Here is a 339-nt window from a genome sequence, read left to right as displayed (position 1 = left end):
CTCACCATATGCAGCATCATATCTCGGAAAGGGTTATAGAATTGATTGATATTCCAGACGGCAACAGGCTTTTGATGATACCCTATTTGCTGCCATGTGAAAATTTCTGCTAATTCTTCAATTGTACCAATCCCACCGGGTAAGGCAATAAAAGCATCTGCCAAGCTGTACATCATATTTTTGCGATCATGCATTGTATCTACAATATGTAGTTCACTTAATTCGATATGTTCCACTTGTTCATGAATTTTTTTAGGAATGATACCAGTAACGTTTCCCCCAGCTTTAAGAGCAGAACTAGACAATGCTCCCATTAAACCGGAGTTCCCACCTCCATAA

General features: G+C 39.2%; 1 protein-coding gene. It reads right to left on the bottom strand.

The features are described 5' to 3' along the window. Nucleotides 1–339, bottom strand: a 339-nt coding sequence (locus AOA61_RS00515) for a TIGR00730 family Rossman fold protein (protein WP_099600888.1), incomplete at both ends; no start/stop codon positions are given.

This window comes from Pseudomonas sp. 2995-1 (genome assembly GCF_002742505.1).
GTDB lineage: Bacteria > Pseudomonadota > Gammaproteobacteria > Pseudomonadales > Pseudomonadaceae > Aquipseudomonas > Aquipseudomonas sivasensis.
This window is presented reverse-complemented; position numbering and strand designations above follow the sequence as displayed.